This window comes from Corallococcus sp. AB038B, from assembly GCF_003668955.1.
Taxonomy (GTDB): Bacteria; Myxococcota; Myxococcia; order Myxococcales; family Myxococcaceae; genus Corallococcus; species Corallococcus exiguus.
The window spans coordinates 1-458 of sequence record NZ_RAWO01000088.1; the positions used below are offsets into that span (position 1 = coordinate 1).

Annotated in this window: 1 protein-coding gene; it reads right to left on the reverse strand. The window is 69.2% G+C overall.

Going from position 1 to position 458, the window contains the following annotated elements; genetic code table 11:
* Window positions 1-458, reverse strand: a 458-nt coding sequence (locus tag D7Y04_RS44785; RefSeq protein WP_158627695.1) for a hypothetical protein, incomplete at both ends; no start/stop codon positions are given.

Below are 458 nucleotides of genomic sequence, written 5' to 3' on the forward strand. Positions count from 1 at the left end.
CGAGGCGCTGGTGATGTCCGAGCGGTAGGCGAAGTTGCTGCCGCTCTTCCAGTACCAGTAGTACTGGCCGGGGCCGATACCCTGGACGGCCTGCCCCTGGACGTTGATGACGATGTAGCCGTCAATCGAGCAGGCGGCGGTCCTGTGATAGTCCACGCTGCCCGACTGCGCATAGGCGCCGTTGCGGTGGTTCAGCAGGCACTGCTTCCAGTCGTAGGTGGCCGCGCAGAAGGTGTTGTGAAACCAGACCGGGTCGCATCCGGCGGAGGCACGCACCTCGCCCTCCTGGGTGGGGCCGTAGTGGGTGCCGGCGCTCACGGGCGACTGGACGACGAGCGGGACGACGGGACTGCTGGCCGTGAGCTGCTTGGCGCGCTCCTGCGCGGCCACGAGCGCCTCGGGCGCCGCCTGCTCACCGGTGAGCGCGCGCCAGGCGTCCACGGGGGACAGCTTGTCGA